The following is a 3762-nucleotide window of genomic DNA, read 5'->3' as shown; positions in this document are numbered from 1 at the left end:
CCGTGATGGGGCGGTCCGGATCGTCGAGGAGACGGGTAAACCGATCGCCCAGGTCGCGCGCGATCTGGGGGTCAACGAGGGCACCCTGGGCAACTGGGTCAACCGTGCGCGCGCCGAGCGCGGCGGCGAGGATGAGGCGAGCGGCGATAGTGCTGCCGAGCTCAAGCGGTTGCGTGCCGAGGTGGCCGAGTTGCGGATGGAGCGCGATGTTTTAAAACGATCGGTGGTCCTGTGGGTGAAGGAGGCGACGAAGTGATGCTGGCCCGCTTCATCGCAGAGCAGAGGACCACCTATCGAGTGCCACATACGGTCACGTGCGCGCTGCTTGGCGTGAGTATGGCGTGGTTCTACAAGTGGTTCAAGCGTTCTCAAAAGCCGGGTGCAGCAACAGGATTGCATACCGCGCGTGACTATCGGCGCGACACGGTAGACCGCGCAGTCAAGGTCAAGTTCATGACATTGCGGGGCTTGCATGGTTCCCCGCGGCTGCACGTGGACCTGCGTGAGGACGGGTGGACAGTGAGCGAGAAGACGGTCGCGGATTCGATGCGCCGGCAGGGTTTGGTGGCACGCCGGATCCGTCGCCGAAACGGGCTGACCCGGCAGGACAAGACGGCACCGAAGTTCCCGGATCTGGTGCGCCGGAACTTCACCGCGACGCGTCCGAACGAGAAGTGGGTCGGCGATATCACCGAGATCCCGACTGCGGCCGGGAAGTTGTATCTGGCGACCGTGATCGACCTCTACAGCCGCCGATTGCTGGGTGCGGCCACCAGCGTGCATCCAGACGCACCGCTCGCGTGTGCAGCAATCGAGATGGCGGTGGCCACCCGAGGCGGTAAGCAGGCCATAAGGCGTGACGAGGAGTCCGAACGGGTCATCTTCCACAGTGACCGCGGGTCGACGTACACCTCCAACAAGTTCACCAAGCTGTGCCGTCGGATGGGACTCCGTCAGTCGATGGGCCGCGTCGGGTCATGCTTCGACAATGCCGCTGCCGAAGCGTTCTTCTCTTCCCTGGAGTGGGAGGTACTGTCACGCAACGATTTCGAGACTCTTGCCGGAGCCAAGGCCGGTGTGCTTGACTGGTGTTACGGCTTCTACAACCACGTCCGCCGGCACTCCACGATTGGGATGGTCAGCCCCATCGACTACGAGAACGCTGCAGTCGCGGAGCCCGAAGCCGCATAGAGGAGTCCTCCACGATTTGGGGGGAACCACAGACCGAGGCAATGTCGATGTGAGGGTTGTGGCAACGGAGCTTCTGACGAATGTGTCCGGTCTTGCCGACGAGATGTTGCGGTACCTGGTCACGCGGATTCCGGAGACCGTCGAAGATGACGAGTTGCGTGGACTGACCCTGGGATCGTGCTCGTCGAATATCGAGTCGGTTCAGGTTGCCGTGTAGCCTCCGTCGGGCTGACGGTCGGCCTCGACCCATTCCGTAGCCAGCCACCCGGGGGTCGAAGGTCAGATGTTGGGTGTGTCAGCTGATGCCCTCCTCGCCACGCGCGCGCGTGTCAGCGGAGTGGATATGGCTAAAGGCTGCCGACATTCGTGCGAAAACCCGGTGTCGACTTAGCACGCCGGTGCTGCGCTCAGAATCCCCAGTTCGGTGTACACCACCGGACGGCGGTATGTTCGGTCGAACGATCTACGACAGCATTCACCCGGCGTTTTGATCGCGCCGCCACCAGCAAAGGCCCGTCACCATGGCACGCAAGACCATTGAGCACATCACCGACGACTTCGACGGATCCGAGCTGGATCCCTCGGAAGTGATCGTGGAAACGTTCACCGTCAACGGTGTGGACTATTCACTCGATCTCGGTGGCAAGTCGGCAGAAAAGTTCGACAAGGACATGCAGAAGTGGATCGACAAGGCCACCAAGATCGGAGGCCGGCAAAAGCGCTCCACCAACAAGCAGGCTCCCGCCCCCACTCTCGCCGCCACCCCCGCAGCCGTCACGGGCGGCGACAAAGCGCAACTGTCGGCGATCCGCGAGTGGGCACGCGCGAACGGCTACGAGGTCTCCGACCGCGGCCGCATCCCGCGCGCGATCGTAGAAGAGTTCGAAGCAGCGCACTGACAGGTCTTGCGTGACCGCCCGCGCTGTCTATGGAGTCGGTTGCGGCGGTGAGTAGGGAGGTGGGTTTTCGTCGCCCGGTTGGGGATCGGGAAGGTCAGCGATGGTGTCTCACTGGGAGCAACGCTGGATCGGGGCACACCGCGGAGGTTGTCGCTGTGCGCTGCGGAGGCGGCGGCCAGTGGCGTGGAGGAGGGGTCACGTGCTTGCTGTTCGGTCATCTTGACGTCCCCGTAGACGGGGATGGTGGTGAACCAGCCTTCCGACGGCAATGCATTGGTGGCGAACAGATACCACTGGCCGATGTTGAGCGGACGGTCGCCGCCCAAGGACATGTAGGTGCCACCGCGGGTTCCGCCCTGCTGGTTGACGATCACCGTTTGAGGTTCCCCCCAAACCGTAGAGGCATCGATAATGAGGAGCACGATGTCTGAGAAGCGGAAGAAGTACGACCGGGAGTTCCGTGATGGGGCGGTCCGGATCGTCGAGGAGACGGGTAAACCGATCGCCCAGGTCGCGCGCGATCTGGGGGTCAACGAGGGCACCCTGGGCAACTGGGTCAACCGTGCGCGCGCCGAGCGCGGCGGCGAGGATGAGGCGAGCGGCGATAGTGCTGCCGAGCTCAAGCGGTTGCGTGCCGAGGTGGCCGAGTTGCGGATGGAGCGCGATGTTTTAAAACGATCGGTGGTCCTGTGGGTGAAGGAGGCGACGAAGTGATGCTGGCCCGCTTCATCGCAGAGCAGAGGACCACCTATCGAGTGCCACATACGGTCACGTGCGCGCTGCTTGGCGTGAGTATGGCGTGGTTCTACAAGTGGTTCAAGCGTTCTCAAAAGCCGGGTGCAGCAACAGGATTGCATACCGCGCGTGACTATCGGCGCGACACGGTAGACCGCGCAGTCAAGGTCAAGTTCATGACATTGCGGGGCTTGCATGGTTCCCCGCGGCTGCACGTGGACCTGCGTGAGGACGGGTGGACAGTGAGCGAGAAGACGGTCGCGGATTCGATGCGCCGGCAGGGTTTGGTGGCACGCCGGATCCGTCGCCGAAACGGGCTGACCCGGCAGGACAAGACGGCACCGAAGTTCCCGGATCTGGTGCGCCGGAACTTCACCGCGACGCGTCCGAACGAGAAGTGGGTCGGCGATATCACCGAGATCCCGACTGCGGCCGGGAAGTTGTATCTGGCGACCGTGATCGACCTCTACAGCCGCCGATTGCTGGGTGCGGCCACCAGCGTGCATCCAGACGCACCGCTCGCGTGTGCAGCAATCGAGATGGCGGTGGCCACCCGAGGCGGTAAGCAGGCCATAAGGCGTGACGAGGAGTCCGAACGGGTCATCTTCCACAGTGACCGCGGGTCGACGTACACCTCCAACAAGTTCACCAAGCTGTGCCGTCGGATGGGACTCCGTCAGTCGATGGGCCGCGTCGGGTCATGCTTCGACAATGCCGCTGCCGAAGCGTTCTTCTCTTCCCTGGAGTGGGAGGTACTGTCACGCAACGATTTCGAGACTCTTGCCGGAGCCAAGGCCGGTGTGCTTGACTGGTGTTACGGCTTCTACAACCACGTCCGCCGGCACTCCACGATTGGGATGGTCAGCCCCATCGACTACGAGAACGCTGCAGTCGCGGAGCCCGAAGCCGCATAGAGGAGTCCTCCACGATTTGGGGG

At 63.0% G+C, this 3762-nt stretch carries 6 protein-coding genes; all 6 read left to right on the top strand.

The features are described from left to right. Positions 1 to 256, top strand: a 256-nt coding sequence (locus BFL43_RS00145) for a transposase (RefSeq protein WP_084889703.1), incomplete at its 5' end; no start/stop codon positions are given. Continuing rightward, positions 253 to 1191 (top strand): IS3 family transposase, encoded by a 939-nt coding sequence (locus BFL43_RS00140; protein WP_084889697.1) that lies wholly within the window; start codon positions 253 to 255, stop codon positions 1189 to 1191. The genes BFL43_RS00145 and BFL43_RS00140, both read left to right, overlap by 4 nt. A 58-nt stretch (positions 1192 to 1249) precedes the next feature. Beyond that, positions 1250 to 1408: a hypothetical protein gene (locus tag BFL43_RS28745; RefSeq protein ID WP_168176489.1), complete on the top strand. Its 159-nt coding sequence runs from the start codon at positions 1250 to 1252 to the stop codon at positions 1406 to 1408. Between the two features lie 304 nt (positions 1409 to 1712). Beyond that, positions 1713 to 2090: an Lsr2 family protein gene (locus BFL43_RS00135; RefSeq protein WP_084889701.1), complete on the top strand. Its 378-nt coding sequence runs from the start codon at positions 1713 to 1715 to the stop codon at positions 2088 to 2090. Positions 2091 to 2513: 423 nt separating this feature from the next. Further along, entirely contained in the window at positions 2514 to 2804 is a 291-nt protein-coding gene (locus BFL43_RS00130) for a transposase (protein WP_084889699.1), read from the top strand. Continuing rightward, positions 2801 to 3739 carry an IS3 family transposase gene (locus BFL43_RS00125; protein WP_084889697.1) on the top strand — a complete coding sequence of 313 codons (939 nt, stop codon included), beginning with the start codon at positions 2801 to 2803 and terminating at the stop codon, positions 3737 to 3739. The genes BFL43_RS00130 and BFL43_RS00125 overlap by 4 nt, the downstream gene beginning before the upstream one ends. The last annotated feature ends 23 nt before the right edge of the window (positions 3740 to 3762 follow it).

This window comes from Williamsia sp. 1135 (assembly GCF_002095395.1).
Classification (GTDB): Bacteria; Actinomycetota; Actinomycetes; order Mycobacteriales; family Mycobacteriaceae; genus Williamsia.
Note: the sequence above shows the minus strand (reverse complement) of the source record. Positions and strands in the feature narration are given on the sequence as shown.